The organism is Paraplanobispora takensis, assembly GCF_016863195.1.
GTDB classification, from domain to species: domain Bacteria; phylum Actinomycetota; class Actinomycetes; order Streptosporangiales; family Streptosporangiaceae; genus Planobispora; species Planobispora takensis.
Genome location: NZ_BOOK01000035.1, coordinates 133587 through 156843, shown reverse-complemented (window position 1 = coordinate 156843; position 23257 = coordinate 133587). Strand labels below are relative to the sequence as shown.

Sequence of the window (23257 nt, the reverse complement as noted above, 5' to 3'; positions counted from 1 at the left end):
CGAGTGCTCCTTAGAGGTATACCCCTTAGAACTATAACTCTTAGAGTTATACACCTAAAGGGGGAAGCGCTGGTTGGTGCCGCTACCTTGTCCGGCGACGGCGCGGAGGTCCTGGGCACCGGCGAGCGCCTGTTGCGGCGCCTGTGCTCGCTGCTGTCAGGGCATGATGGCTGAATGCGGAGCAGAGCGGGGGATGTCCTGATTCGTGGGTTCGTCGCGGCCGGAGTGGTCGCGGTGAGCCTCCTGCCGGGAGCCGGGAGCGGTGCCCAAGCCCACGCCGGGGCCGGGGCGCGGGCGGAGGCCGGGTCGGCGGCACCGGTGAGCGTGGGGTCCCGGAACCCGGTGGGCGGTGAGTCCGACCGGGGGGACGGCGGGTCCGGGAACCCGGTGGGCGGTGAGTCCGGGAATCCGGTGGACGGCGAGTCCGGTGAGGGCGAGCGCGTTCTCTTCCGGTTCACGGACGAGCGGATCACCGAGTCGAGCGGGCTGGCGCTCTCCCCCTCGCACGAGGACGTCTACTACACCCACAACGACAGCTCCGCGGGACCGGTCTTCTTCGCCGTCGGAGGCGACGGGCGGACCCGGGCGACGTTCACCCTGCGGGGCGCCGACGCCCGCGACTGGGAGGCGATGGCCGCGTCCAGGGACCCGCAGACGGGGCGGGGGGTGCTCTGGTTCGCCGACATCGGCGACAACTTCGAGGGGGCCTGGCCCGACATCTCGGTCTACAAGGTGCAGGAGCCGGCCTCGCTGCGGGATGCGACCCTGCCCGCCGTACGCTATCGATTCCGCTACGAGGACGGCGGGCACAACGCGGAGGGTCTGATGGTCCACCCGCGCACCGGGCGGCTCCAGATCGTGAGCAAGGAGTTCTCCGGCTCGATCTACCAGGCGCCGAAGCGGCTGCGCACCGACAAGGTCAACATCCTGCGCAGGATCGGCCCGGCGCCGATCATGGCGACCGACGCCGCCTACGCCCCCGACGGGTCGAGCTTCGTGATCAGGACCTACTTCTCCGCCACGGTCTACAGCGCGCCCGGCGAGCAGCTCGCCCGGGTGGAGATGCCCCAGCTGGAACAGGCCGAGTCGATCGCGTACACGGCCGACGGCACGGCGCTGCTGACCGGCACCGAGGGCTCCCGCAGCCCGGTCTACCGGGTGCCGCTCCCCGAGGAGGTGCTGCGGGCGGCGGCCCCGGAGCCCACCCCCGTCCCCTCCGGCACGGCCTCCGGGGCGCCGGGCGGCGGAGCGGAGGCCGCCGGGGACCGGACGGAGGCCGAGCCGGCGCAGGACGACGCGGGCGTGCCCTTCTCGGCCGTGGCCCTGTGGCTGGCCGTGGCGGCCGGAGCGACCGGCGTCATCGTCTTCATCGCCCGCCGGGCCCGCTAGGACGGCCGCCGGAGCCGCTTCCAGCACCTGCCGAGAGCCGTTTCCCACGCCCTCCGGAAGCCGTCTTCAGCACCTGCCGGGCTCGCCGGGACGGCCGTCGGACAACCGCGGCGACCCGAGACCGACGCCGTGCTCCAGCAGGTCGAAGGCGAGCTCGACGTCCCCCTCCAGGTGGTCGTAGGCCGCCTCCGGCGCGGACCCGGCCACCAGGCGCTGGAAGAACGACTCCTGGACGGTGTGCAGGCAGGCGGTGATCTGGGCCGCCATCAGAGCCGCGGCCGTCTCCTCGTGCTCCTCGGCCAGCGCCTTCGCCAGCGCGCGGCGCTGCCGGTAGAGGAGAGCGCCGGCGCCGGCTCTCAGCGCCGGGCTGCCGAGGATCACATGGACCCGGGTGACCAGCTCGTCCGTGTCCTGCGTCGCCACGGAGGAGGCGAGGAAGGCCATGCAGTGCGCCCGCAACGCCTCCAGAGGCGGCTGCCCGGGCGGGCGTCCGGCGACGATGCCGGCCAGATCGTCCTCGCCCACCCCGTGCAGGACGAGCGACTCCTTGGTAGGGAAGTATTTGAACAAGGTCACCTTCGCGACCTCGGCGGCCTCGGCGATCTCGTTGACCGTCACCGCCTCGAAGCCGCGTCCGGCGAACATCCGCAGGGCTGTCTCGGCGATCCGTCGCCGGGTCTGTTCCTTCTTCCGTTCCCGTAAGCCCGTCACCTTCCCACAATAAAAACGAACTCGGTTCAAAATCAAACCCGGTTTATTTTTCTGTCCGGAAGTGGGGGTTCCACGGAGCCGTTTACCCGCCCCGGGGGCCGCTCTCCCGCATCTCTTCTCCTGCGGCCGGGTTGCCGCTAGCTTTCGGGAATGCGCGTCGCGGGCTCTTGAGGAGGTCCTGTCATGAACATCGGGGTCGTGGGCGCGGGCATCGTCGGGCTGGCGATGGCCCGCGAGCTCATGCTGACCCGCGGCGCCCGGGTGACGGTCCTCGACAAGGAGGACCGCGTCGGGGCCCACCAGACCGGGCACAACAGCGGAGTCGTGCACGCGGGCCTGTACTACCGGCCGGGCTCGCTCAAGGCGAAGCTCTGCCGGGACGGCGTCGCGCTCCTGCGTGAGTACTGCGCCGAGCACGCCATCCCGTACGACGAGGTCGGCAAGCTCGTCATCGCCTCCACCGCCGCCGAGCGGTCCGGCCTGCGGGCCATCGCCGACCGCGCCCGGGAGAACGGCGTCCCCGGCCTCGCCGAACTGGACGCGCTGGCCCTGCGGGAGATCGAGCCGCACGCCGTCGGGGTGGCCGCCCTGCACTCCCCGCACACCGCGATCGTCGACTTCCCCGAGGTCGCCCGCTGCCTGGCCCGGGACGTGGAGAAGGCGGGAGGGTCGGTACGGCTCTCGCACGAGGTCCGCGCGCTGCGGGAGACCGCGAGCGGGGTGGAGGTGCTGGTCGACGGCCCGCAGGGGCGGCGCAGGCTGAGCTTCGACGGGCTGGTCGTCTGCGCCGGGCTCGGCACCGACGCCGTCGCCCGGATGGCCGGGATCGTGGGAGAGGTACGGATCGTCCCCTTCCGCGGGGAGTACTACGCGCTGACCGAGGAGGCCGGGCACCTGGTCCGCGGCCTGATCTACCCGGTGCCCGACCCCCGCTACCCGTTCCTGGGGGTGCACCTGACCCGCCGGATCGACGGCGAGGTGCTGGTCGGCCCCAACGCGGTGATGGCGCTGGCCCTGGAGGGCTACTCCTGGCGTGACGTCGACCTCGCTGACCTGCGCCGGATCGCGGCCTGGGAGGGCACCCGGAGGATGGCCGCCCGGCACTGGCGGACCGGGATCAGGGAGGTGGCCGGCTCCCTGGCCAAGGGCGCCTTCCTGAAGGCCGCGCGCCGCTATGTGCCCGCCCTGACCGGGGCCGACCTCGTCAGGACCGCCGGAGGCGTCCGGGCGCAGGCCGTGGCCCGCGACGGGAGCCTGTCCGATGATTTCGTGATAGACGCGTACGGCCGGATCGCTCTGCTTAGAAATGCCCCCTCACCTGCGGCGACGTCCAGTCTGGCGATAGCCAGGCACCTGGTGGGGATAACCTCTGTTCTGTCCTCTTAACGGCTTTCTCATGTGGGCGGGTGAAGATAATTCCCGTGAGCGAATCCCCCGAAGCCCGCCTGCTGATCGTCGAGGACGAGCCCAACATCCTCGAACTCCTCGCCGCGAGCCTGCGGTTCGCCGGATTCGGGGTGAACACCGCAGGCAACGGCACCGACGCCGTCGCGGCCGTACAGCGCCACCGCCCGGACCTCATCGTGCTCGACGTGATGCTCCCGGACATGAACGGCTTCGACGTCGTACGGCGGCTGCGCGGCGGCGGCACCGACACGCCCGTGCTGTTCCTCACCGCCCGCGACGCCGTCGAGGACAAGATCCGCGGCCTGACCGTCGGCGGGGACGACTACGTCACCAAGCCGTTCAGCCTGGAGGAGGTCGTGGCCCGCATCCGGGCCGTGCTGCGCCGTACCGGCGGGGGAGACCCCTTCGCCCGGCCGCCCCGGCTCACCTTCGCCGACATCGAGCTCGACGAGGAGAGCCACGAGGTGTGGCGCAAGGGCAAGGCGGTGGCGCTGTCGCCGACGGAGTTCAAGCTGCTGCGCTATTTCATGGCGAACGCCGGGCGCGTGCTGTCCAAGGCGCAGATCCTCGACCACGTCTGGGACTACGACTTCCGCGGTGACGTGGGGATCGTGGAATCCTACGTCTCCGTGCTCCGCAGGAAGATAGACAACACCGACCCCCGCATGATCCACACGTTGCGCGGGGTCGGTTACGTGCTCCGCCTCCCACCGAGCCCGTGATGCTCACCCGGACCCCCCTCCGCGTCAAGCTCATCGCCGTCATCCTCGTACTGCTGGCCATCGCGCTGCTCCTGATCGGCGTGGGCAGCGTCTCGATCATGCGCGGCTACCTGATCGACCGGGTGGACAGCCAGATCGACATCACCACCGGCAACCTGCTGCGCCGCCTGAACCGCCCGGCCCCGTTCGACCTGGCGAACAAGATCATGCCGCCCGACATGAAGGCGGAGCTCCGCGGCCCCGACGGACGGGTGATCGTCCCGCTCAGCGGGGCGGACGTGGAGGGCAAGGCGATCCCGCCGGTGCGCGCCGACGCGGCGGCGGGGCTGTACAGCATCGGGGAGTGGCGGGTCCGCGTGGTCCGGCTGGACACCGGAGGGAGCATGGTCGTGGCCGTCGACATGGCGGAGGTCCGGCAGATCGTCGGCCAGCTCGCCCTGATCGAGCTCCTCGGCGGCGGCGGCCTGATGCTGGCGCTGGCCGGGGCGGGTGTGGCGGTCATCCGGCGCAGCCTGCGCCCGCTGGAGGAGATCGAGCGCACCGCCGAGGCGATCGCCGCCGGAGACCTGAGCCGCCGCGTTCCCGCCGTGGACCCGAACACCGAGGTCGGCCGCCTGGGCCGGTCGCTGAACGGCATGCTCGCCCAGATCGAGACGGCGTTCCGGGCCCGGTCGGAGTCGGAGGCGGCGGCCCGCAGGTCCGAGGAGCGGATGCGCAGGTTCGTCGCCGACGCCTCCCACGAGCTCCGTACGCCGCTGACGTCGATCCGCGGCTTCGCCGAGTTCTACCGCCAGGCGCCCGACATCGACGCCACGCCGCTGATGGCCCGGATGGAGTCGGAGGCGGTCAGGATGGGCCTGCTCGTGGACGACATGCTGATGCTGGCCCGGCTGGACCAGCAGCGGCCGATGTCCATGCGCCCGGTGGACCTGCTGGCCATCGCCGCCGACGCCGTCCACGACGCCCGGATCCTGGCCCCGGAGCGGGAGATCACACTCTCGGTCGACGGGGCCGCGCTGATCGTCATGGGCGACGAGGTACGGCTGCGCCAGGTCGTGGGCAACCTGATGACCAACGCGCTCACCCACACCCCGGAGGGCACCCCCGTCCGGATCATGCTCCACGCGCGGGACGGCATGGCCGTCATCGAGGTGGCAGACGAGGGCCCGGGCCTCACCGCCGAGCAGCGCGAGCGCGTCTTCGAACGCTTCTACCGCGCCGACTCCGCCCGCGGCCGCCGCGACCCCGCCGCCGGAGGCAGCGGCCTGGGCCTGTCCATCGTCGCCGCCATGGTCGAGGCCCACGGCGGCACGGTGGGCGTGGAGTCCACCCCCGGCAAGGGCGCGACCTTCCGCGTCGTCCTCCCCCTCGCCCCCGAGGCCGACTGAGCCTGCCGGGGGGAGGCGGGGACCGACCGGGCCTCCCGGGGAGAGAGCGGGATCGACCGGGCCTCCCGGGGGGAAGCCGGGATCGGCCGGGCTCACGGGGCCGCCGGGCCGCCGGGCCAGCCGCCGTCGGGGAACTCCCCGCCTGCGGCACCCGGCAGGACCACCCGGTCGCTGTCGGAGAGCCCTTCGGTGATCTCCACGTACCGGTCGCCCCGGACGCCCGTCGCCACGACGCGCTGCCTGCCGTCCTGGAGGGTGACCACCGCGGACCCGTCCGCCCCCGTCCGTACGGCCTGCGCCGGGACGTAGAGCGCCTGCTCCGACTCCTCGACCGTCACCGTGACCGTGGCGGTCCGCCCGACCAGGAGGTCCTGCGGCGGGTCGTCGAAGGCGACGGTGACCGCGTACCGCACGAGGCGGTCGGTGACGGTCGCGGCCGGGTCGATGCGGGTGACCGTACCGGTGTGCCCGGTCCCCTCCCCGGTGGCCAGGGTGATCGCCGCCCGCTGCCCCAGCTCCAGCTTCCCGATGTCCGACTCGGTGAACAGCGCCGAGACCTGGAGCTCGTCGAGGTCGCCCAGGGTGAGGAACGCCCCGGTGCCCGCGGTGTCGCCGACGGCTCCGGCCACGGACAGGACCGTCCCGTCCTTCGGGGCGACGATCCGCACGCCCGCCAGCTCCTCCTCGGCGTCGGTCACCTCGGCCTGTGCCCGCTTCACCTCGGCCTCGGCCTGCTCAAGGCTGAGGCCGCGCTGGGCGTTCCCGGTGTCCGGGGTTCCCGTCCCGGTGGGACCGGTCCCTGTGGAGTCCGTACCGGTGGCGCCCGGTCCCGCGCAGGCGGTGGTGGCGCCCGGGGCGGGGGTCCTGCCGGCGGTGGGTCGCGAGGTGGCCGTGGCCCGCGGTGTGGCGGTGACCGTCACCGTGGCGGTGACGGTGGCCGTCACGGTCACGGTCGGGGTCGCCGTGACCGTGACGGTCGGCGCGGGCCGGGGCGTGGAGGGCGAGGACGAGGCGGTGGCGGACGGGGAGGAGACCTGGCGCCGGGCGGAGGCCGCGGTGGAGGACGCGGTGGAGGACGCGGTGGAGGACGACGAGGGGGACACCGTGGGGGACATCGAGGAGGACGCTGCAGGGGAGGCCGGAGGAGACGCCGAAGACGTCGAGGGGGCCGCGGCGGACTCCGCGGTGAGGGCTGTGCCGGATGTGTACCCGGCGGGCACCACCCGGCCGGCGGGTGCGGCGTCGGCCGTACCGCGGACGGGGGCCGTGTCACCGGGGGCGACGTCACCGATGCGGGCGGCGTCGGCGGGTGCGATCTCCTGGGGCGCCTGAGGGGTGACCGGCGCGGACGATCCGCTCGGGAGGGAAGTGGGAGTGGGGACCGGCGTGGTGGCGGGGCGGCCGGACGCGGCCGGGGAGGCCGTGGGCAGGCAGTCCGCCTGCCGGGACGAGCCGGACCCGGTCTGCGGCCGGGCGGTCGCCGTCCGGCCGGAGCCCGTGCCCTGGGAGGAGCCGGAGGCGCCGGTGGTCCCGGAGCCGGTGCCCTGGGAGGCGTCAGGGCTCCCGGAATCCTTGCCCTGGGAGGTGCCGGTGGTTCCGGAGCCGGCGCCCTGGGAAACGCCGGAGGTCCCGGAACCACCGGGGAGGGTGCCTCCGGAGCCGCCGGAGGTGCCGTTCTCCGCCGCTTCGAGGGACTCCTGGGCGGCGGCGAGCCTGGCGCGGGCGGCGGTGAGGCGCTCGCGGGCGGCGGTGGAGTCGATCCTGGCGAGCACGTCGCCCGCGCCGACCTTCTGCCCGGCCTTCACATAGACCCGGGTGACCTTTCCCGAGCCGCTGAAGGCCAGCTCGCGGGTGTCGGCGTCGACGGTGTTGCCCGCCGCGGACACCGCGGCCGTCACCGTCCCCCGCCGGGCCGCGGCCAGCTCGGCCCGAGGCGTGCCGGACGGGTCGTCGCCGAGGGCGTGGATCGCGCCCGCGCCCGCCAGGACGAGGGCGGCCAGCGCCAGCCCTCCCGCCCGTACGCTCTTCGGGAGATTGGTCGGTCTCATGGCGGACCATCCTGGCCCGCGTGATTCACTTCTCCCTCAGCGGCACCTGAAGGTTGGCTGTGGGCCGCGCCTCCCCTCCGGGGCCTGCAGTGAACCTTCAGCTTCAACCGGGTCAGGCTCAAGATTCCTGCGCAAGGGTCTGACGCTGTGAAGCTGTCGACCAAGCGCAGAGCGCTGATCGTGAACGGGACCCTGGGGGTCCTGTTGCTGGGCGGCGCGGGGATCGCCTACTCCTCCCTCGGCGCCGCCGCCTCTCCGGCCGGTGCCGAGACCGCGGTGCGGACCGTGACGGTCAGCCGGGGCACGGTGGTCGCCTCGGTGTCGGCGTCCGGGACCGTGGAGAGCAGCCGGGCGCGGGCGCTGGGCTTCGGGTCGGGCGGCACGGTGGAGAAGATCTACGTCGAGCCGGGGGAGAAGGTCGCCGAGGGCCAGGTCCTCGCCCGCCTGGACGACACCGCCGCGCGCGAGAGCCTGGACGCGGCCGCCGCCGCCCTCGACTCCGCCGACGACGACACCTCCACCGCCGCCGGGTACGCCCAGTACATCGAGGCGCGCAACACCTACCGGGAGGCGCGGCGCGCGGTGGACGGGACGGTGATCAAAGCCCCGTTCGCCGGCACGGTCGTCACCGTCAACGGCACGGTCGGCGGCTCCTCCGGCAGCTCGGGCCCGTCGGGGACGTCCGGCGGCACCGGGAACTCCGGCGGCTCCGGCGGCGCTGAGAGTTCCGGCGGTTCCGGCGGTTCCGGCGGTTCCGGCGGTACGGCGGGCGGATTCATCGAGCTCGCCGACACGGGCAAGCTGAAGATCGTCGGCACCTTCACCGAGTCGGACGTGACCAGGCTGAAGGTCGGCCAGACGGCCTCGATCACGTTCGACGCGCTGACCGGCGTCACCGCCACGGGGAAGGTCACCCAGATCCAGCCGACCGCGGCCACCAGCGGCAACGTGGTCCAGTATCCGGTGACGATCTCCTTCACCGAGGTCCCCGAGGAGATCAGGCTCGGCCAGACGGCCACCGTGAAGGTCGTCGTCGAGCGGGCCGAGGACGTCCTGGCGGTCGCCTCCACCGTGATCTCCACCGCGGGCGGGCAGAGCACCGTGACCGTCCTGCGGGACGGCCGGCAGGCCGCCGTCCCGGTCGAGCTCGGGGTGAAGGGCGACGAGCTCACCGAGGTCACCTCGGGCCTCGGCGAAGGCGAGCAGGTCGTGCGCCCGGCCGTCACCACCGGCACCACCCAGCAGGGCGGCGGTTTCCCCGGTCTCGGCGGCGGGGGCGGCCGCGGCGGCCTGGTCGGTCCCGGCACGGGCGGAGGCGGGCGATGAGCGTCCCGGTCCTGGAGGTACGGGACCTGGTCAAGGTGCACGGCGAGGGGGACGCGCGGGTGCGCGCCCTGCGCGGGGTCTGCCTGACGGTCGAGCGGGGCGACTACGTGGCGGTCATGGGCGCCTCCGGATCCGGCAAGTCCACGCTCATGAACATCCTGGGCTGCCTGGACGTGCCCTCCTCGGGCTCCTACCTCATCGACGGCACCGACGTCGGCGCCCTCGGCGAGCGGCAGCTGGCGATCCTGCGGAACAGGAAGATCGGGTTCGTGTTCCAGTCGTTCAACCTCATCCCGAGGATGAGCGCGCTGGCCAACGTGGAGCTGCCCATGGCCTACGGCGGGGTCCCCGCGGCCGAGCGCCGGTCGCGGGCGCTGGCCGCGCTGGAGCGGGTGGGCCTGTCCGAGCGCGTGCACCACGAGCCGAACGAGCTGTCCGGCGGGCAGCAGCAGCGGGTGGCCGTGGCCAGGGCGCTGGTCACCGCGCCGGCGCTCCTGCTGGCCGACGAGCCGACCGGCAACCTCGACACCCGCTCGACCGAGGACGTGCTGCGGATCCTCGACGGGCTGAGCGCCTCCGGCCGGACCATCGTGGTCATCACGCACGAGGACGACGTGGCCGCGCACGCCAAGCGGGTCATCCGCCTGGTGGACGGGCAGATCGTCGAGGACCGCAGGCAGGCGCCGGTGGACGGCCTCCCGCCGCGCATGACCACGGAGGCCGCCGGATGAGCCGGATGGAGATCCTGCGCTTCGCCCTGCGCGGGCTGGCGGCCAACAAGCTGCGCAGTTTCCTGACCACGCTCGGCATCCTCATCGGGGTGGCGGCGGTGATCATGCTGGTCGCCTTCGGCGAGGGGGCCTCCCAGGGCATCCAGCAGAGCATCCAGCGGCTCGGCGCCAACACCCTGACCGTCTCGGCGTCCTTCGGCGGCGGTGGCGGCGGCTTCGGCGCGGGCGGGGGAGCGGGCGGCCGGCAGGAGGGGCCGCGTACCCAGGCCAGGCAGCTCACGCTGGAGGACGCCAGGGCGCTGGCCGACCCCGGCCAGGCCCCGTCGGTCAAGAGCGTGTCCCCGGTGGTGACCGCCAATTCCGCCACCGCGGTGTACGAGGGCGCCGACCACACGATCTCCCAGCTCGTCGGCACCTACCCCAGCTACTTCGAGGCCACGAACAAGCCCGTCGAGACCGGTTCCTACTTCGTCAACGACGACGTGCTCGCGGCCAGGAAGGTCATGGTGATCGGGCGGACCGTGGCCGAGGAGCTGTTCGGCGCCGCGAGCCCGGTCGGCAGGCAGGTCAGCGTCTCGGGGGTCCCGTTCACCGTGGTCGGCGTGCTCAAGGAGGCCGGCTCCTCAGGGACGCAGGACGCCGACGACGTCGCGATCGTGCCGCTGCCGGCCGTACAGCAGAGCCTGACCGGGTTCGGCCCGCTCGGCTCGATCATCGTGCAGGCCACCGGCGCCGGCACCACGGAGTCGGCGCAGGCCGAGGTGACGGCCATCCTCAACCAGCGGCACGGCGTCACCCCCGCGGGCACGGCCGACTACCGCATCCTCAACCAGGCCACCCTGCAGGAGACCGTCAGCTCGACGATCGGCACCTTCACGGCGCTGCTCGGCGCGGTCGCGGCGATCTCGCTGCTGGTCGGCGGCATCGGGATCACCAACATCATGCTGGTCACCGTGACCGAGCGGACCCGGGAGATCGGCATCAGGAAGGCGATCGGCGCCCCCCGGAGCGCGATCCTCGGCCAGTTCCTGGTGGAGGCGACGGTGCTGAGCCTGGTGGGCGGGCTGTCGGGCGTGCTGGTCGCCTTCGCCGGCACCAGGTTCACCGTCGCGGGGATCGAGCCCGTGCTGGTGCCCTCGTCGATCGCGCTGGCGCTGGGCGTCTCGGTGGGCATCGGCCTTTTCTTCGGGAGCTATCCGGCCAACCGCGCGGCCAGGCTCCGCCCCATCCAAGCGCTGCGTCACGAATAGCCGCGCGCAGGCACGAGTAGGAGAGAGATGGCTGACAAGAACGCCGGGGAGCCGCTGGAGACCTCCCCGTTCCGGGGGGACCTGGAGGGCGAGCCGGTCGTACGGCCCCGCCGGAGCTTCTCGGCGCTCACGCTGGCGCTCTCCGCCGGGGTGATGCTGGTGGCGGGCGTGATCGTGGGCATCCAGGCGCAGAAGGCCGTGGGCGGCGGGTCGGGGGCGGCGGCCGACCAGCGCGCCGCGATGCGGCAGGGCGCGGGCCCCGGGGGCTACGGCGGGTTCGGCGGCCAGGGCGGCCAGGGCGGTCCCGGCGGTTACGGCGGGTTCGGCGGCCAGAACGGCCAGAACGGCCAGAACGGCCGGCCGGGTGGACAGGGCGGGCAGGGCAATACCGGCAATACCGGCGGCACCGGTCCGGGCGCGATGACCGTCGGCACCGTGCAGAAGGTCGAGGGCGGGAAGGTCTACGTCCGGACCGTGAACGGCTCCGTCGTCACCGTGACCACCACCGGCGAGACCGCCGTGCGGATCAGCCGGGAGGGCGAGGTCTCCGACCTCGAGGCCGGCAAGACGGTCGTCGTCCAGGGCGCCAGGGGCGAGGACGGGTCGGTGACCGCCACCTCGATCAGCGAGGGAGCCGCGCGTGGACGCTGAGGCTCTTCTCAGGAAACGTTCAGCCAGGGCTGAGCCGTCCTCCAGAGAGGTGGGAGAGCCTCATGGATGTGCTGGACAGAGTTGAGGCCCGCCTGTTGGTGGTGGACGACGAACCGAACATCCGGGAACTGCTCTCCGCCAGCCTGCGCCTGTCCGGTTTCGAGGTCATGACCGCGGTGGACGGCAGGGAGGCGGTGCAGTTCGCCGAGCGGATCCGCCCCGATCTCGTCGTGCTCGACGTGATGCTGCCGGACATGGACGGATTCGCGGTGGCGGGGCGGCTGCGCGAGCTGGGCGGGCAGATGCCCGTGCTCTTCCTGACGGCCAGGGACGCCACCGACGACAAGGTGACCGGCCTGAAGGTGGCCGACGACTACGTGACCAAGCCCTTCAGCCTGGAGGAGGTGCTGGCCAGGATCCGGGCCGTGCTCCGCCGTACCCGGGGGGACCTGGACCTGCCGGTCCGCCTGCGGGTCGGGGACCTGGAGCTGGACGAGGAGGCCCACCAGGTCTGGAAGGCCGGTGAGGTGGTACGGCTGTCGCCGACGGAGTTCAAGCTCCTGCACTACCTCATGGTCAACACCGGCCGGGTGCTGTCCAAGGCGCAGATCCTCGACCACGTGTGGAACTACGACTTCGGCGGCGACGCCGGGGTCGTGGAGTCCTACGTCTCCTATCTGCGGCGGAAGATCGACACGGTCGAGCCCCGGTTGATCCACACTCTGCGCGGGGTGGGATACGTTCTCAGGCCTCCACAAGGTGATTGAACGTTCAGCTAATTTTCAGGTAGGACGGACCTGACGCTGAGGTTGATGCGTTCCAATAGATATAGATGACCCCAGATCACCCCGGAGTACGCGGAAGGTCCGGGATTCGCCTCCAGCTGCGGGGGAGACGAATCCGCTGCCGGCCCTTCCGGCGGATGCCGGGGCCGGCCCCACCGCTTTACCGGGTTCGCCCCCGTGACCCGGTCGAGTGGTGGGGCACAATCATGTCTAGGGCCTTCTCCGCCGGGAATGACCGGTCCTGTGGAGGCGAACGACGACAGGCTCGCGGCGCTGCGGGAGTTGCGGCGTCACCTCGGCCGTGACCTGTTCCCCCTCGCGGCCGGAGACGTCGAGGCCGATCGCAGGGCGCTGCGGGAGCTGACCGGCCAGCTCGACGACTATCTCATCCCCCGCCTGAGCGCGATCGACGCCCCGCTCCTGGCCGTCGTCGGCGGCTCCACCGGGGCGGGCAAGTCCACGCTGGTGAACTCCCTGGTCGAGGCCGACGTCACCGAGCCCGGCGTGCTGCGCCCCACCACTCTGGCGCCCACGCTGGTGACCAGCCCCGCCGACCTCGACTGGTTCACCTCCCAGAACGTCCTGCCCGGCCTCGCCCGCGTCACCGGGAGCGGCCGGGGGGAACCGGGCACGCTGCGGGTGGTCGTCGCCGAGGCGCTCAGGCCCGGTCTGGCCCTGCTCGACGCCCCGGACATCGACTCGGTCGTCGCGGCCAACCGGGAGCTGGCCGCCCAGCTGCTCGCCGCCGCGGACCTGTGGCTGTTCACCACCACCGCCGCCCGCTACGCCGACGAGGTGCCCTGGAGCTTCCTGCGCGCGGCGCGGGAGCGCAGCACGGCGCTGGCGGTGATCCTGTCCCGGGTCCCGCCGGAGGCCCGGGGCGTGGTCGCCGCCGACCTGGCCCGGCTGCTGGAGGCCAACGGGCTGGGCGGGACGCGCCTGTTCGAGGTGCCGGAGCTGACGCTGCCGGAGGAGAACGCCCGGCTGCCGCGCCCGGCGGTGGGGCCGGTCGCCGACTGGCTGGCCGGCATCGCGGCCGACGCCCAGGCGCGGGCCGACGTGGTGCGCCAGACCCTGTCGGGCGCGCTGGAGAGCCTGGCCGTACGGGTCCCCGCGCTCGCCGACGCCGTGGACCGCCAGCGCGCCGCGGCCGGGGAGCTGCGCGAGGCGATCGCCGCCGCCTACGCCGCCGGGCTGGCCTCCTTCGACGAGGGCATGCTGGACGGCTCGCTGCTGCGCGGCGAGGTTCTGGCCCGCTGGCAGGACTTCATCGGCACCGGCGATCTGATGCGCTCCCTGGAGAGCCGGGTGGGCCGGGTGCGCGACCGCCTGGTCGCCCTGTTCACCGGGCGGCCCGCGCCGGAGAGCGAGCTGCGGGTGGCGCTGGAGACCGGCGTGGAGGCGCTGATCAGGGCGGCGGCCGACGGCGCCGCCGAGCGCGCGCTGGAGTCGTGGTCGTCCCTGCCCGCCGGGCGGACGCTGCTGGAGGGAGCGGGGGCGGTGGAGGCCGGCCGGCTCGGCCGGGCCTCGGCGGGACTGCGCCAGGCCGCGGAGACGGCGGTCAGGGACTGGCAGGCGTACGTGCTGGACCTGGTCCGCGAGGAGGGGACGGAGCGGCGCACCACCGCCAGGATCGCCTCGTTCGGCGTCAACGGGGCGGGTCTGCTGCTGATGATCGCGGTGTTCGCCTCCACCGGCGGGCTGACCGGACTGGAGGTCGGCATCGCCGGAGGGACCAGTGTGCTCAGCCAGAAGCTCCTGGAGGCCGTCTTCGGCGACCAGGCCGTGCGCACCCTGACCACCAAGGCCCGCGACGACCTGCGCACCCGCGTGGAGGACATCCTGCACGCGGAGGCCGCCCGCTTCACCGCCCTGCTGGACGCCGTCGAGCCTCCGGAGACGGCCGCTCCGGCCCTGCGCGCCGCGGCGCGGGCGGTGGAGGGCCGGGGGGACGGGCGCCCGGCGCGGACCGGCGGCACGGCCGTACCGGTGGAGCGGGAGGCGGGCGGGTCCGCGGCCCGGGAAGAGATAGGCCCCGCGCAGCGGGAGGCGGCCGTACCCGTGGAGGAGGAGGCGGCCGTATCGGCCGAGCGGAGGGCGGCCGAGCGGAGGGCGGCCGGCCGGGAGGTGGGCGAGCGGTGAAGTTGCTGCGGCGCGAGAGCGCGATCTCCCTGGACGACCGGCTGGCGGCCCTGGCGGAGGCCGCCGAGGCGGCCGGGGGACGGCTGGACGACGAGGCGGTGGCGCAGGCCCGCGCCGTGATCTCCCGGGCCGGGGTACGGCGGAGCATGTCGGTGGACCACACCGTGGCGGCGCTGGCCGGGGCCACCGGGAGCGGCAAGTCGTCGCTGTTCAACCTGCTGTCCGGCACCTCCCTCGCCACGGTCGGCGTGACCCGGCCGACCACCTCCACCGCGCAGGCCGCCCTGTGGCGGGGAGCCGGATCGGGGCCGCTGCTCGACTGGCTGGAGATCCCCCGCAGGCACGAGGTGGGCGGCGCCGGGGACGGTACGGCCGACGGCGCGGTGCCCTGGGACGGGGCCGCGCACGCCGGAGGCGACGGGGAGGAGGAGCTGGCCGGGCTGGTCCTGCTCGACCTGCCCGACCACGACTCGATCGAGCTGGCGCACCGGCTGGAGGTGGACCGGCTCGCCCAGCTCGTCGACCTGCTGGTGTGGGTCCTCGATCCGCAGAAGTACGCCGACGCGGCCGTGCACGACCGCTATCTCAGACCCCTGGTCCGGCACCGGGACGTCATGGTGGTCGTCCTGAACCAGATCGACCGGCTCACCCCGGCCGCCGCGGAGCGGTGCCTGGCGGACCTGCGGCGGCTGCTCGCCGAGGACGGCCTGGGCGGGGTGCCGGTGATCGGCGTCTCGGCCCGCACCGGCGCGGGCGTCGCCGACCTGCGCTCCCTGCTCGCCTCCCGGGTCGCCGACCGGCGCTCCTGGGCCGCCCGCCTGTCGGCCGACGTGGGCGCCGCCGCCGACGTCCTGGCCGGCGCGTCGCACGGGCCCGGCGGGGACGGCGCCGGCCGCCGGTCGCCGGACGGCCGGGCGATCATCGGCGGGCCAGTGAGCGGTGGAGCGCCGGCCCGGCGGCCGGAGCCGGCCGATGCCGTGCCCGTCCGGGAGGTGCCCGTGGGCTCCCTGGCGGGCCCGCTGACCTCCGCGCTGTCGCAGGCCGCAGGGGTCCCGCTCGTCGTGGGCGCGGTGGCCAAGGCGCACCGGCACCGCTCGGTCGCCGCCACCGGCTGGCCGGTCACCCGGTGGATCCGCCGCCTGCGGCCGGATCCGCTCCGCAGGCTCCGCCTCGGCACGCCCACGGGCGCGGGCCGGTCCGAGCCGGCCTCGGGCGCGGGAGTGCCGGAGACCGCCGGGGACGCGGTCGGGCGGACCTCGCTCCCGGCGGCCACCACCGTGCAGCGTTCCCAGATGGACACGGCGATCCGCGACGCGGCGGCCGCCGCCTCGGCGGGACTGCCCGAAGCGTGGGCGGTCGCCGTACGGCACGCGGCCCGGTCGCGGGTCAACGAGCTGGAGGACCGGCTCGACCGGGCCGTGGCCACCACCTCGCTCGGGGCGTCCCGGCGGCCCGTCTGGTGGCGGGTGGCGGGGGCGGCCCAGTGGCTGGTGCTCGCGACGGCGGTGGCGGGCGCCCTGTGGCTGCTCGGCCTGTTCGTCGTGGACTATCTCCGCCTGCCCGAGCTGCCCGTGCCGACCGCGGGCGAACTGCCCTGGCCCACCGCGCTGCTGCTGGGCGGCATCCTGCTCGGCCTCGTGCTGGCCCTGCTGTCCCGGATCGTCGCCTGGATCGGCGCCCGCCGCCGGGCGCGCAAGGCGGACAGGGCGTTGCGCGCGAGTGTGGGGGAGGTGGCCCGCGCGCTCGTGCTGGAGCCGGTGGAGCAGGAGCTGGCCCGCCACCGCCGTTTCACCGAGGCGATAACGGTGGCCCGGGACGGCAGGCCCGCTCCGAGGCGATAGCGCGCCGGATCAGAGCCGGAAGCGGACCGGCATGTGCTTGATGCCGTTGATGAAGTCGGAGCGCATGCGCCGGGGCGGGGCGGTGAGCTCGGCGGCGGGGAAGCGCCGCAGCAGCTCGCGGACCATCGCCGTGATCTGGGTGCGGGCCAGGCCCGCGCCCAGGCAGAAGTGGGGGCCGCCGCCGCCGAAGGTCAGGTGCTCGTTGGGGGTGCGGCGGATGTCGAGGGTGTGAGGATCGGTGAAGACCGCCTCGTCGTAGTTGGCGGAGGCGTAGTAGGTGACGATCTTCTCGCCCTCGGCGATCTCCTGGCCGTGCAGCTCGGTGTCCCGCAGCGCCGTACGGCGGAAGTTGTGGATGGAGGAGCCCCAGCGCAGGAACTCCTCGGTGGCCGAGCGCCACAGGTCGTCGTCGCCGAGGTTCCCGGCCAGCTCGCGGTAGACCTCCGGGCGCTCGATCAGGGCCAGTACGGCGTGCGAGATCAGGTTGCGGGTCGTCTCGTTGCCGGCCACGGTGAGCAGGACGAAGAAGGCGTCGATCTCGTCGGGGGTGAGCCGGTCCCCGTCGATCTCCGCCTGGACCAGCACGGTCAGGATGTCGTCGCGGGGGTCGGCGCGCCGCTCGGCGACCAGCCCGTCGCAGTAGGCGAACATCTCCGCCCCGGCGTCGTTGCTGTCGTCGGAGTCGGTCTGGAAGTCGGGGTCCTGGAAACCGATCATCCGGTTGGACCAGTCGAAGATCATCTTTTGGTCGGCCTCGGGCACGCCGACCATCGCGCAGATCGTCTGGAGGGGGAGGTGCTGGGCCACGTCGGAGACGAACTCGACCTCGCCCCCCTTCTCGGCCACCGTGTCGGCGATCCGCGCGGCGCGCTCCCGGATCGTCTCCGCCAGCCTCCCGATCATGCGGGGGGTGAAGCCCGCGCTGACCAGCTTGCGGTAGCGGGTCTGCTTGGGCGGGTCCATGGTGAGCAGCATCATCCGCGTGATCTCCAGCTCCTGCGGGGACGGCGTGCGGATGAAGGTGCTGCCGGCCTCGGTGGACCAGGTCTGGTGGTCGCGGCTGATCGCCCTGATGTCGTGATAGCGGGTGACGGCCCAGAAGCCGGCGTCGTCCGGAACGTCGTGCCAGAAGACCGGTGCCTCCCTGCGCAGGTAGGCGAACTGGTCGTGCGGGACCTCCCGCTCCCAGGTGTCCTCAAGCAGGTCGATCCGCATGCGGACGGCTCCCTCCCGGCACCGCGGTCCGGTGCGCTCCGGTGTCCTCGCGCCCGGCGTGCCCCGGCGCTCCCCGGGGCGCCCACGCCGAGCCCTCATCTTCCGATATTTCATGACACGCCGTATCAATCAAGGGACCGGCGGCCCGCGGCGCCTCCGGACTCCCGCGAGGTTCCCGAAGGTCACGAGGGCCCGGGAGGGCTGTCCGCGGCGATCCTCGCGAGGTCGATGATCACGTACTCGTCCCCGAGCGGATAGCTCACCAGGCGGCCGTCGCCCAGGCCGGGCTGCACGGAGATCGACTCGCCCTTGGCGTCGGGCCGGATCCCCAGGTCGCCGGACTTGTCGGTGACGAGGTCGTGCAGGTACTCGCCACCCGGCGGCATGGGCAGGTTGACGGTCTCGAAACGGTCCGCGGCCAGCCCCGTGAACGCGACGCCGCCGGGCAGGTCGCGCTCCCGCGAGCCGTCACGCATCCGGTGGAAGGCCGTGCCGTCGGGCCTGCTGCCGGCGCACGTCGTCACGCCGCAGCGCACGAACCGCTCGCCCGGGCGGACCACCGCCGTGTTCCTCTCGCCGGTCTCGGCGTTGAGGAGCTCCTCGAAACTCGTCTCCGTGTCCGGCGTGTACTCGCCCGGCGTGCCCACCCAGGGCCAGCGCAGGATGTGGTGCCGCTCGGCCCCCGGCACCGGCTCCACGGTCCCGCCCCCGAGGGGAACCGTGAAGACGCCGCCTTCGTGGAGGGAGAAGGCCAGCCTGCCGCCGGTCACGGCGAGCTCGTCGCCGCGCCCCCTGACCGGGCGGTCCGTGCCGATCTCGCGGGGCGTGCCGCCGCCGAGCGGGACCGACCAGAACCTCGTGACCCTGGTGCCCTTGGTCTCGTCGCCGTCACCCTCGTCGATCGTCTGCCAGACGACCAGCCCGTCGCCCACCGTGTGCCCCGAGGCGAAGACCCCCTTCGGCGTCCGGATGTCGGTGATCTTCCGGGTCCGGCCGCCGTCCAGCTCGTAGGCGTAGATCGCGTCGGCCTTCTCGAAGCTCTCCCACGTCTCCAGCAGCAGGGTCCGGTCGTCGATGAACGACAGCGGATGGAACTTCCGCCCGCCGGGCAGCTCGGCCGGGATCTTCCAGACGGCGTCCGGCCAGACCTTCTCCACGGGTTCGGGCAGCTCGGCCGCCTCCTGCGAGGGGGAGGGCGCGCTCTGGGTGACCTCGGCGCTCGCGGTGCGGGCCGGGTCCACGGCGGGGCTCGCGGGATCGTCCCCGGCGCCCCGCACCGCCACCCCGATCCCGCCGGCCACCAGCACGGCGGCCGCGGCGGCGACCAGCGCCCGACCGCGCGTCCTGCGCCGGGAGCGGGCCACGACGTGGGCGGACAGGGCACCCGGTGCCCGCGGCGCGCGCTCGGCGGCGTGGCCGAGGGCCGCGCGGAGGTCGGCTTCCAGGTCGTTGCTCACGGCGCGCTCCTGTCGGCGGCTGTCGGGTGCGGTACGGCGGAGCGGAGCTTGCCCAGCCCGAGGGAGGCGTGACTGCGGACGGTCCCCCGGGAGACGCCGAGGACCCCGGCGATCTCCTCGTCGCTCAGCTGCTCGTAGTAACGCAGGACGAGTACGGCCCGCTGCTTGCGCGGCAGGGTCGCGAGCGCCCGCCAGAGCCCCTGCTCGACGTCGGAGGGCGGCACGTCGGTGTGCGGATCCTCCGGCAGGTCCCAGACGAGCCGCTCGCGGCGGCGCAGCCGCCAGACGCCGATGTGCAGCCGCGCCATGGTCATCCGCACGTAGCTCTCCGGATCCTGCTTGCGGCGCACCCGCGGCCAGGCGCGGTGCAGCCGGATCAGCGCCTCCTGCGTGAGGTCCGCCGCGTCGTGGGGGTTGCCGCTGAGCACGTAGCCGTACCGCAGCAGCGCGTCGGCCCGCTCGGCGACGAAGTCCGCGAAGCGGGAGTCGTCATCCAATGCTCCGCCTTCCCGAGTCCGTCACACCTCAGACGGAGATCGGGGCGGAAGTGTTGAATCCCGCGCGACATCCGGTGTGCCCGCCCGGACCGTCCCAGGGGCCGGGGATCTCGCGCTCTCCGCCGGGAGACGCCCGGCTCCCCGGCGGGCCGCGGTCAGGCCGGTCGGGCCGCGGTCAGGCCGGTGGGGTCCTCATCAGGCCGGTGGGGTGCGGCGCAGGGTCGCCGCGGTGTGGTGGAGGGCGTCGAGCAGGGGGACGAGCAGGGGGTGGCGTTCGGCGCCGCGCCGTACCGCGGCGAAGACCCGCCGCTGCGGGCCCGGGGCCGGGCGGATCACCACACCGGACAGGTCCGCCCCGCGCAGCGCCAGGCGCGGCACCATCGCCACGCCCGCCCCCGCCGCGGCCAGCGCGACCACCGCGCTGAAGTCGTCGGAGGAGTGCGCGAAGTCCGGGGTGAACCCCGCGTGCTCGCAGGCCAGGGCGATCACGTCGTGGCAGGGGTTGCCCGGGTAGGGCCCGATCCAGACCTCACCGGCCAGGTCCGCCACGGTGATCGACCCTGCGGAGAAGGAGGCGTCAGCCGGGTCCGGGACGGGGCGGGCGTCCCCTTGATCCCGCGCGATCAGGGCGTCCTCCCGGCCCTTCGCGTCTGCGGTGTCCTGCCCGTTCTGTGCGGTCCCGGCGGCCTTCCCGGCCCGTACGGTGCCCGCACCCGCCCACGGGGCGTCCTCGGCCAGGCGGTGACCGCGGGGGAGGACGACGTCGAACGGCTCGGCGTACAGGGGGATGCGCGACAGGCGCCGGTCGTCCTCGGCGGGGGCGCCGCGGTACTCGACGGCGACGGCGAGGTCCACCTCGCCGTCCAGGACCATGGTGAGGCTCTGGTCGCCCTCGGCGTCCAGGACCCGGACCTGGATGCCCGGCTCCTTCTCCCGGAGCCGGCCCATCGCCGGGGCCACCACCAGGCCGATGGCGGTGGCGAAGGAGGCGACCTTCACCTCGCCCGCCGTACCGGCCGTGTAGGCGGCGATGTCGGCCCCGGCCCGCTCCAGCTGGGCCAGGACCTCGTTGGCGTGCCCGAGCAGGATGCGGCCCACGGCGGTGAGCCGCACGCCGCGGCCGTCGCGGTCGAGCAGCCGGTGGCCGACCTCGTGCTCCAGGGCGACGAGCTGCTGGGAGACGGCGGAGGGCGTCAGGTGCAGGGCCGCGGCCGCGGCGGTGACCGTCCGGTGGTCGGCCACCGCGCGCAGGGTCCGCAGCCGACGCGTGTCAATCACCCTCCCATTGTCGGGGAGGGCGGCCGGTGCTCTCTCGCGATTCACCGGCCGGAGCCGGACGTCGTTCCCGGACGTCGTTCCCGGACGTCGTTCCCGGGCGCCGTTCCCGGGCGCCGTTCACGGACGGCTGCCCCCGGGCTCCGAAGCGCCGTTCCCCGGCGGCTATCCCCGGGCGGTGACGAACGCCTCCACGGCCCGGTCGACGTCCTCGGCGGAGTGGGCCGCCGAGAGCTGGACCCGGATGCGGGCCTGGCCGTGCGGGACCACCGGGTGGGAGAAGCCGATCACGTAGATGCCCTGTTCGAGCAGGCGATCGGCCATCGCTCCGGCCTGGGCCGCGTCGCCGATCATCACCGGGACGATGGGGTGGTGGCCGGGCAGGAGGTCGAAGCCCGCCTCGGTCATCTTCGTGCGGAAGCGCTCGGTGTTGGCGCGCAGCCGCTCGCGGGCCTCGCTGGAGCCGCTGATCATGTCCAGGACGCGCAGCGAGGTGGCGGCGATCACCGGGGCGAGGGAGTTGGAGAACAGGTAGGGGCGCGAGCGCTGGCGCAGCAGCTCGCAGATCTCCTTGCGGGCCGCCGTGTAGCCGCCGCTCGCCCCGCCGAGCGCCTTGCCGAGCGTGCCGGTGATGATGTCGACCCGGTCGCGCACGCCGTACAGCTCGGGGGTGCCCGCGCCGCCCTCGCCGATGAAGCCGACCGCGTGCGAGTCGTCGACCATGACCATGGCGCCGTGGCGCTCGGCCAGGTCGCAGATCTCGTCCAGCGGGGCGAAGTAGCCGTCCATGGAGAACACGCCGTCGGTGACGATCAGCTTGCGCCGGGCGTCGGCGGCCTCCTTGAGCCGGGCCTCCAGTTCGGCCATGTCGCGGTTGGCGTAGCGCAGGCGGCGGGCCTTGCACAGCCGGATGCCGTCGATGATGCTCGCGTGGTTGAGCGCGTCGGAGATCACCGCGTCGCGGTCGTCGAGCAGGGTCTCGAACACCCCGCCGTTGGCGTCGAAGCACGAGCTGTACAGGACGGTGTCCTCCTGGCCGAGGAACTGCGCCAGCCGCGTCTCCAGCTCCTTGTGCACCTCCTGGGTGCCGCAGATGAAGCGCACCGAGGCCATGCCGAAGCCCCAGCGGTCCAGCGCCTCCTTGGCGGCGGTCACCAGCTCGGGGTGGTCGGCCAGGCCCAGGTAGTTGTTGGCGCAGAAGTTCAGCACCTCAAGGGGCCCGCCCGCGGCGGTGACGGCGATGCCGGCCCGCTGCGGGGTGGTGATGACCCGCTCCGGCTTGAGCAGGCCCGCGGAGGCGATCTCGTCGAGGGTGGCGCGCAGGTCGTCGCGGATGTCGTCGAACATCAGGCCGTCCAATCCATGATGATCTTGCCGGTCGTGCCGCTCGCGGCGGTGTCGAAGGCCGCCTCGAAGTCGCGGTGGGAGAAGCGGTCGGTGATGACGGGGGACAGGTCGAGGCCCTTCTCCAGGAGCACCGACATGGCGTACCACGTCTCGAACATCTCCCGCCCGTAGACGCCCTTGATGGTGATCATCGAGGTCACGACCGTGGCGAAGTCGACGGCGAACTCCTCGGCGGGCAGCCCCAGCATGGCGATCTTCCCGCCGTGGGTCATGTTCGCGATCATGTCGCGGAGGGCCTGCGGGTTGCCGGACATCTCCAGCCCCACGTCGAAGCCCTCGCGCATGCCGAGCCGCTCCATGCCCTCGGCGATGGAGGTCTCGGCCACGTTCAGCGCCAGGCTGACCCCGAGCTTGTCGGCGATGGCCAGGCGCTCGGGGCTGACGTCGGTGATGACCACGTTGCGCGCGCCGGTGTGCGTGGCCACCGCCGCGGCCATCAGCCCGATCGGCCCGGCGCCGGCGATCAGCACGTCCTCGCCGACCGTGGGGAACGACAGGGCGGTGTGCACGGCGTTGCCGAACGGGTCGAAGATCGCGGCGATGTCGGGGTCGACCGGCACCCTGTGCACCCACACGTTGGAGGCCGGGAGCGTCAGGTACTCGGCGAAGGCGCCGTCGCGGTTCACCCCGAGACCGACGGTGTTGCGGCACAGGTGGCGCCGGCCCGCCATGCAGTTGCGGCACTTGCCGCACACCAGGTGCCCCTCGCCGCTGACCAGGTCGCCGACGGCGATGTCCTCCACCCCCGGCGCCACCTCGACGACCTGGCCGCTGAACTCGTGCCCCACGATCAGCGGGAGCTTCAGGGTGTGGCGCGCCCAGGCGTCGAAGTTGCGGATGTGCAGGTCGGTGCCGCAGATCCCGGTGCGCAGCACCTTGATCAGCACCTCGCCGGGCCCGACCTCGGGCTCGGGTACCTCCAGCAGCTGCAGACCCGGCCGGGCTTCGGCCTTGACCAGCGCTTTCATCTCGGATTCCCCCTCAGTGCGACCCTACGCACTGTGCCCGGTCGATC

19 protein-coding genes are annotated in these 23257 nt (G+C 73.4%); 11 read left to right on the top strand and 8 right to left on the bottom strand.

Features of this window, described 5'->3' with window-relative positions:
• Nucleotides 1–174 precede the first annotated feature (174 nt).
• Nucleotides 175–1389: a hypothetical protein gene (locus Pta02_RS24100; protein WP_239131191.1), complete on the top strand. Its 1215-nt coding sequence runs from the start codon at nt 175–177 to the stop codon at nt 1387–1389.
• A 66-nt stretch (nt 1390–1455) separates the two neighbouring features.
• Here the strand turns inward: Pta02_RS24100 and Pta02_RS24095 are convergent, their stop codons facing one another.
• Entirely contained in the window at nt 1456–2100 is a 645-nt protein-coding gene (locus Pta02_RS24095) for a TetR family transcriptional regulator (protein WP_203877190.1), read from the bottom strand.
• A gap of 183 nt (nt 2101–2283) precedes the next feature.
• Here Pta02_RS24095 and lhgD point away from each other — a divergent pair, with 183 nt between their 5' ends.
• Genes lhgD through Pta02_RS24080 form a run of 3 tightly spaced genes read left to right on the top strand, consistent with a single transcriptional unit; the run spans nt 2284 to nt 5617 of the window.
• Nucleotides 2284–3486, top strand: a complete 1203-nt coding sequence (gene lhgD / locus Pta02_RS24090) for an L-2-hydroxyglutarate dehydrogenase (protein ID WP_203877189.1) — start codon at nt 2284–2286, stop codon at nt 3484–3486.
• Nucleotides 3487–3521: 35 nt separating this feature from the next.
• The gene (locus Pta02_RS24085) at nt 3522–4229 is read left to right on the top strand and encodes a response regulator transcription factor (protein ID WP_203877188.1); all 708 of its coding nucleotides are present in this window, start codon (nt 3522–3524) and stop codon (nt 4227–4229) included.
• Complete coding sequence (locus Pta02_RS24080; RefSeq protein ID WP_203877187.1) at nt 4229–5617, top strand: sensor histidine kinase; 1389 nt, start codon at nt 4229–4231, stop codon at nt 5615–5617. Before Pta02_RS24085 ends, Pta02_RS24080 begins: the two co-directional genes overlap by 1 nt.
• Before the next feature lie 92 nt (nt 5618–5709).
• Here Pta02_RS24080 and Pta02_RS41985 read toward each other — a convergent pair whose 3' ends face one another.
• A complete protein-coding gene (locus Pta02_RS41985; RefSeq protein ID WP_203877186.1) occupies nt 5710–7665 on the bottom strand; it encodes an efflux RND transporter periplasmic adaptor subunit in 1956 nt (651 codons plus the stop codon).
• Nucleotides 7666–7812: 147 nt separating this feature from the next.
• On the opposite strand from Pta02_RS41985, the gene Pta02_RS24070 reads away from it, so the two are divergent.
• The 7 genes from Pta02_RS24070 to Pta02_RS24040 all read left to right on the top strand — a co-directional run bounded on the left by Pta02_RS24070 (nt 7813) and on the right by Pta02_RS24040 (nt 16391).
• On the top strand, nt 7813–8991 hold the full coding sequence (locus tag Pta02_RS24070; RefSeq protein WP_203877185.1) for an efflux RND transporter periplasmic adaptor subunit: 1179 nt from the start codon (nt 7813–7815) through the stop codon (nt 8989–8991).
• The gene (locus tag Pta02_RS24065) at nt 8988–9722 is read left to right on the top strand and encodes an ABC transporter ATP-binding protein (RefSeq protein ID WP_203877184.1); all 735 of its coding nucleotides are present in this window, start codon (nt 8988–8990) and stop codon (nt 9720–9722) included. The genes Pta02_RS24070 and Pta02_RS24065 overlap by 4 nt, the downstream gene beginning before the upstream one ends.
• Entirely contained in the window at nt 9719–10972 is a 1254-nt protein-coding gene (locus Pta02_RS24060) for an ABC transporter permease (protein ID WP_203877183.1), read from the top strand. Before Pta02_RS24065 ends, Pta02_RS24060 begins: the two co-directional genes overlap by 4 nt.
• A gap of 27 nt (nt 10973–10999) precedes the next feature.
• The gene (locus tag Pta02_RS24055) at nt 11000–11623 is read left to right on the top strand and encodes a hypothetical protein (RefSeq protein ID WP_203877182.1); all 624 of its coding nucleotides are present in this window, start codon (nt 11000–11002) and stop codon (nt 11621–11623) included.
• A 62-nt stretch (nt 11624–11685) separates the two neighbouring features.
• Nucleotides 11686–12390: a response regulator transcription factor gene (locus Pta02_RS24050; protein WP_203877181.1), complete on the top strand. Its 705-nt coding sequence runs from the start codon at nt 11686–11688 to the stop codon at nt 12388–12390.
• 249 nt (nt 12391–12639) lie between these two features.
• Complete coding sequence (locus tag Pta02_RS24045) at nt 12640–14550, top strand: GTPase family protein (RefSeq protein WP_239131190.1); 1911 nt, start codon at nt 12640–12642, stop codon at nt 14548–14550.
• Nucleotides 14547–16391, top strand: coding sequence for a GTPase (locus Pta02_RS24040; protein ID WP_203877180.1), 1845 nt, complete (start codon nt 14547–14549; stop codon nt 16389–16391). The genes Pta02_RS24045 and Pta02_RS24040 overlap by 4 nt, the downstream gene beginning before the upstream one ends.
• A gap of 9 nt (nt 16392–16400) precedes the next feature.
• Here Pta02_RS24040 and Pta02_RS24035 read toward each other — a convergent pair whose 3' ends face one another.
• The 6 genes from Pta02_RS24035 to tdh all read right to left on the bottom strand — a co-directional run bounded on the left by Pta02_RS24035 (nt 16401) and on the right by tdh (nt 23210).
• Nucleotides 16401–17606, bottom strand: a complete 1206-nt coding sequence (locus tag Pta02_RS24035) for a cytochrome P450 (protein ID WP_203877179.1) — start codon at nt 17604–17606, stop codon at nt 16401–16403.
• A 182-nt stretch (nt 17607–17788) separates the two neighbouring features.
• On the bottom strand, nt 17789–19063 hold the full coding sequence (locus Pta02_RS24030) for a hypothetical protein (RefSeq protein WP_203877178.1): 1275 nt from the start codon (nt 19061–19063) through the stop codon (nt 17789–17791).
• Entirely contained in the window at nt 19060–19560 is a 501-nt protein-coding gene (locus Pta02_RS24025) for a SigE family RNA polymerase sigma factor (RefSeq protein ID WP_203877177.1), read from the bottom strand. The genes Pta02_RS24030 and Pta02_RS24025 overlap by 4 nt, the downstream gene beginning before the upstream one ends.
• A gap of 195 nt (nt 19561–19755) precedes the next feature.
• On the bottom strand, nt 19756–20838 hold the full coding sequence (locus Pta02_RS24020) for a LysR family transcriptional regulator (RefSeq protein WP_203877176.1): 1083 nt from the start codon (nt 20836–20838) through the stop codon (nt 19756–19758).
• 162 nt (nt 20839–21000) lie between these two features.
• Nucleotides 21001–22182: a glycine C-acetyltransferase gene (locus tag Pta02_RS24015; RefSeq protein WP_203877228.1), complete on the bottom strand. Its 1182-nt coding sequence runs from the start codon at nt 22180–22182 to the stop codon at nt 21001–21003.
• Nucleotides 22182–23210, bottom strand: coding sequence for an L-threonine 3-dehydrogenase (gene tdh / locus Pta02_RS24010; protein WP_203877175.1), 1029 nt, complete (start codon nt 23208–23210; stop codon nt 22182–22184). The genes Pta02_RS24015 and tdh overlap by 1 nt, the downstream gene beginning before the upstream one ends.
• Nucleotides 23211–23257 lie beyond the last annotated feature (47 nt).

What these genes read in the sequence shown, in the direction of transcription:
- Pta02_RS24055 (WP_203877182.1), top strand. Translation starts at nt 11,000, where the DNA reads ATGGCTGACAAGAACGCCGGGGAGCCGCTGGAGACCTCCCCGTTCCGG.
- Pta02_RS41985 (WP_203877186.1), bottom strand. Translation starts at nt 7,665, where the DNA reads ATGAGACCGACCAATCTCCCGAAGAGCGTACGGGCGGGAGGGCTGGCG.
- Pta02_RS24100 (WP_239131191.1), top strand. Translation starts at nt 175, where the DNA reads ATGCGGAGCAGAGCGGGGGATGTCCTGATTCGTGGGTTCGTCGCGGCC.
- Pta02_RS24065 (WP_203877184.1), top strand. Translation starts at nt 8,988, where the DNA reads ATGAGCGTCCCGGTCCTGGAGGTACGGGACCTGGTCAAGGTGCACGGC.
- Pta02_RS24050 (WP_203877181.1), top strand. Translation starts at nt 11,686, where the DNA reads ATGGATGTGCTGGACAGAGTTGAGGCCCGCCTGTTGGTGGTGGACGAC.
- lhgD (WP_203877189.1), top strand. Translation starts at nt 2,284, where the DNA reads ATGAACATCGGGGTCGTGGGCGCGGGCATCGTCGGGCTGGCGATGGCC.
- Pta02_RS24015 (WP_203877228.1), bottom strand. Translation starts at nt 22,182, where the DNA reads ATGTTCGACGACATCCGCGACGACCTGCGCGCCACCCTCGACGAGATC.
- Pta02_RS24035 (WP_203877179.1), bottom strand. Translation starts at nt 17,606, where the DNA reads ATGCGGATCGACCTGCTTGAGGACACCTGGGAGCGGGAGGTCCCGCAC.
- Pta02_RS24060 (WP_203877183.1), top strand. Translation starts at nt 9,719, where the DNA reads ATGAGCCGGATGGAGATCCTGCGCTTCGCCCTGCGCGGGCTGGCGGCC.
- tdh (WP_203877175.1), bottom strand. Translation starts at nt 23,210, where the DNA reads ATGAAAGCGCTGGTCAAGGCCGAAGCCCGGCCGGGTCTGCAGCTGCTG.
- Pta02_RS24045 (WP_239131190.1), top strand. Translation starts at nt 12,640, where the DNA reads ATGACCGGTCCTGTGGAGGCGAACGACGACAGGCTCGCGGCGCTGCGG.
- Pta02_RS24080 (WP_203877187.1), top strand. Translation starts at nt 4,229, where the DNA reads ATGCTCACCCGGACCCCCCTCCGCGTCAAGCTCATCGCCGTCATCCTC.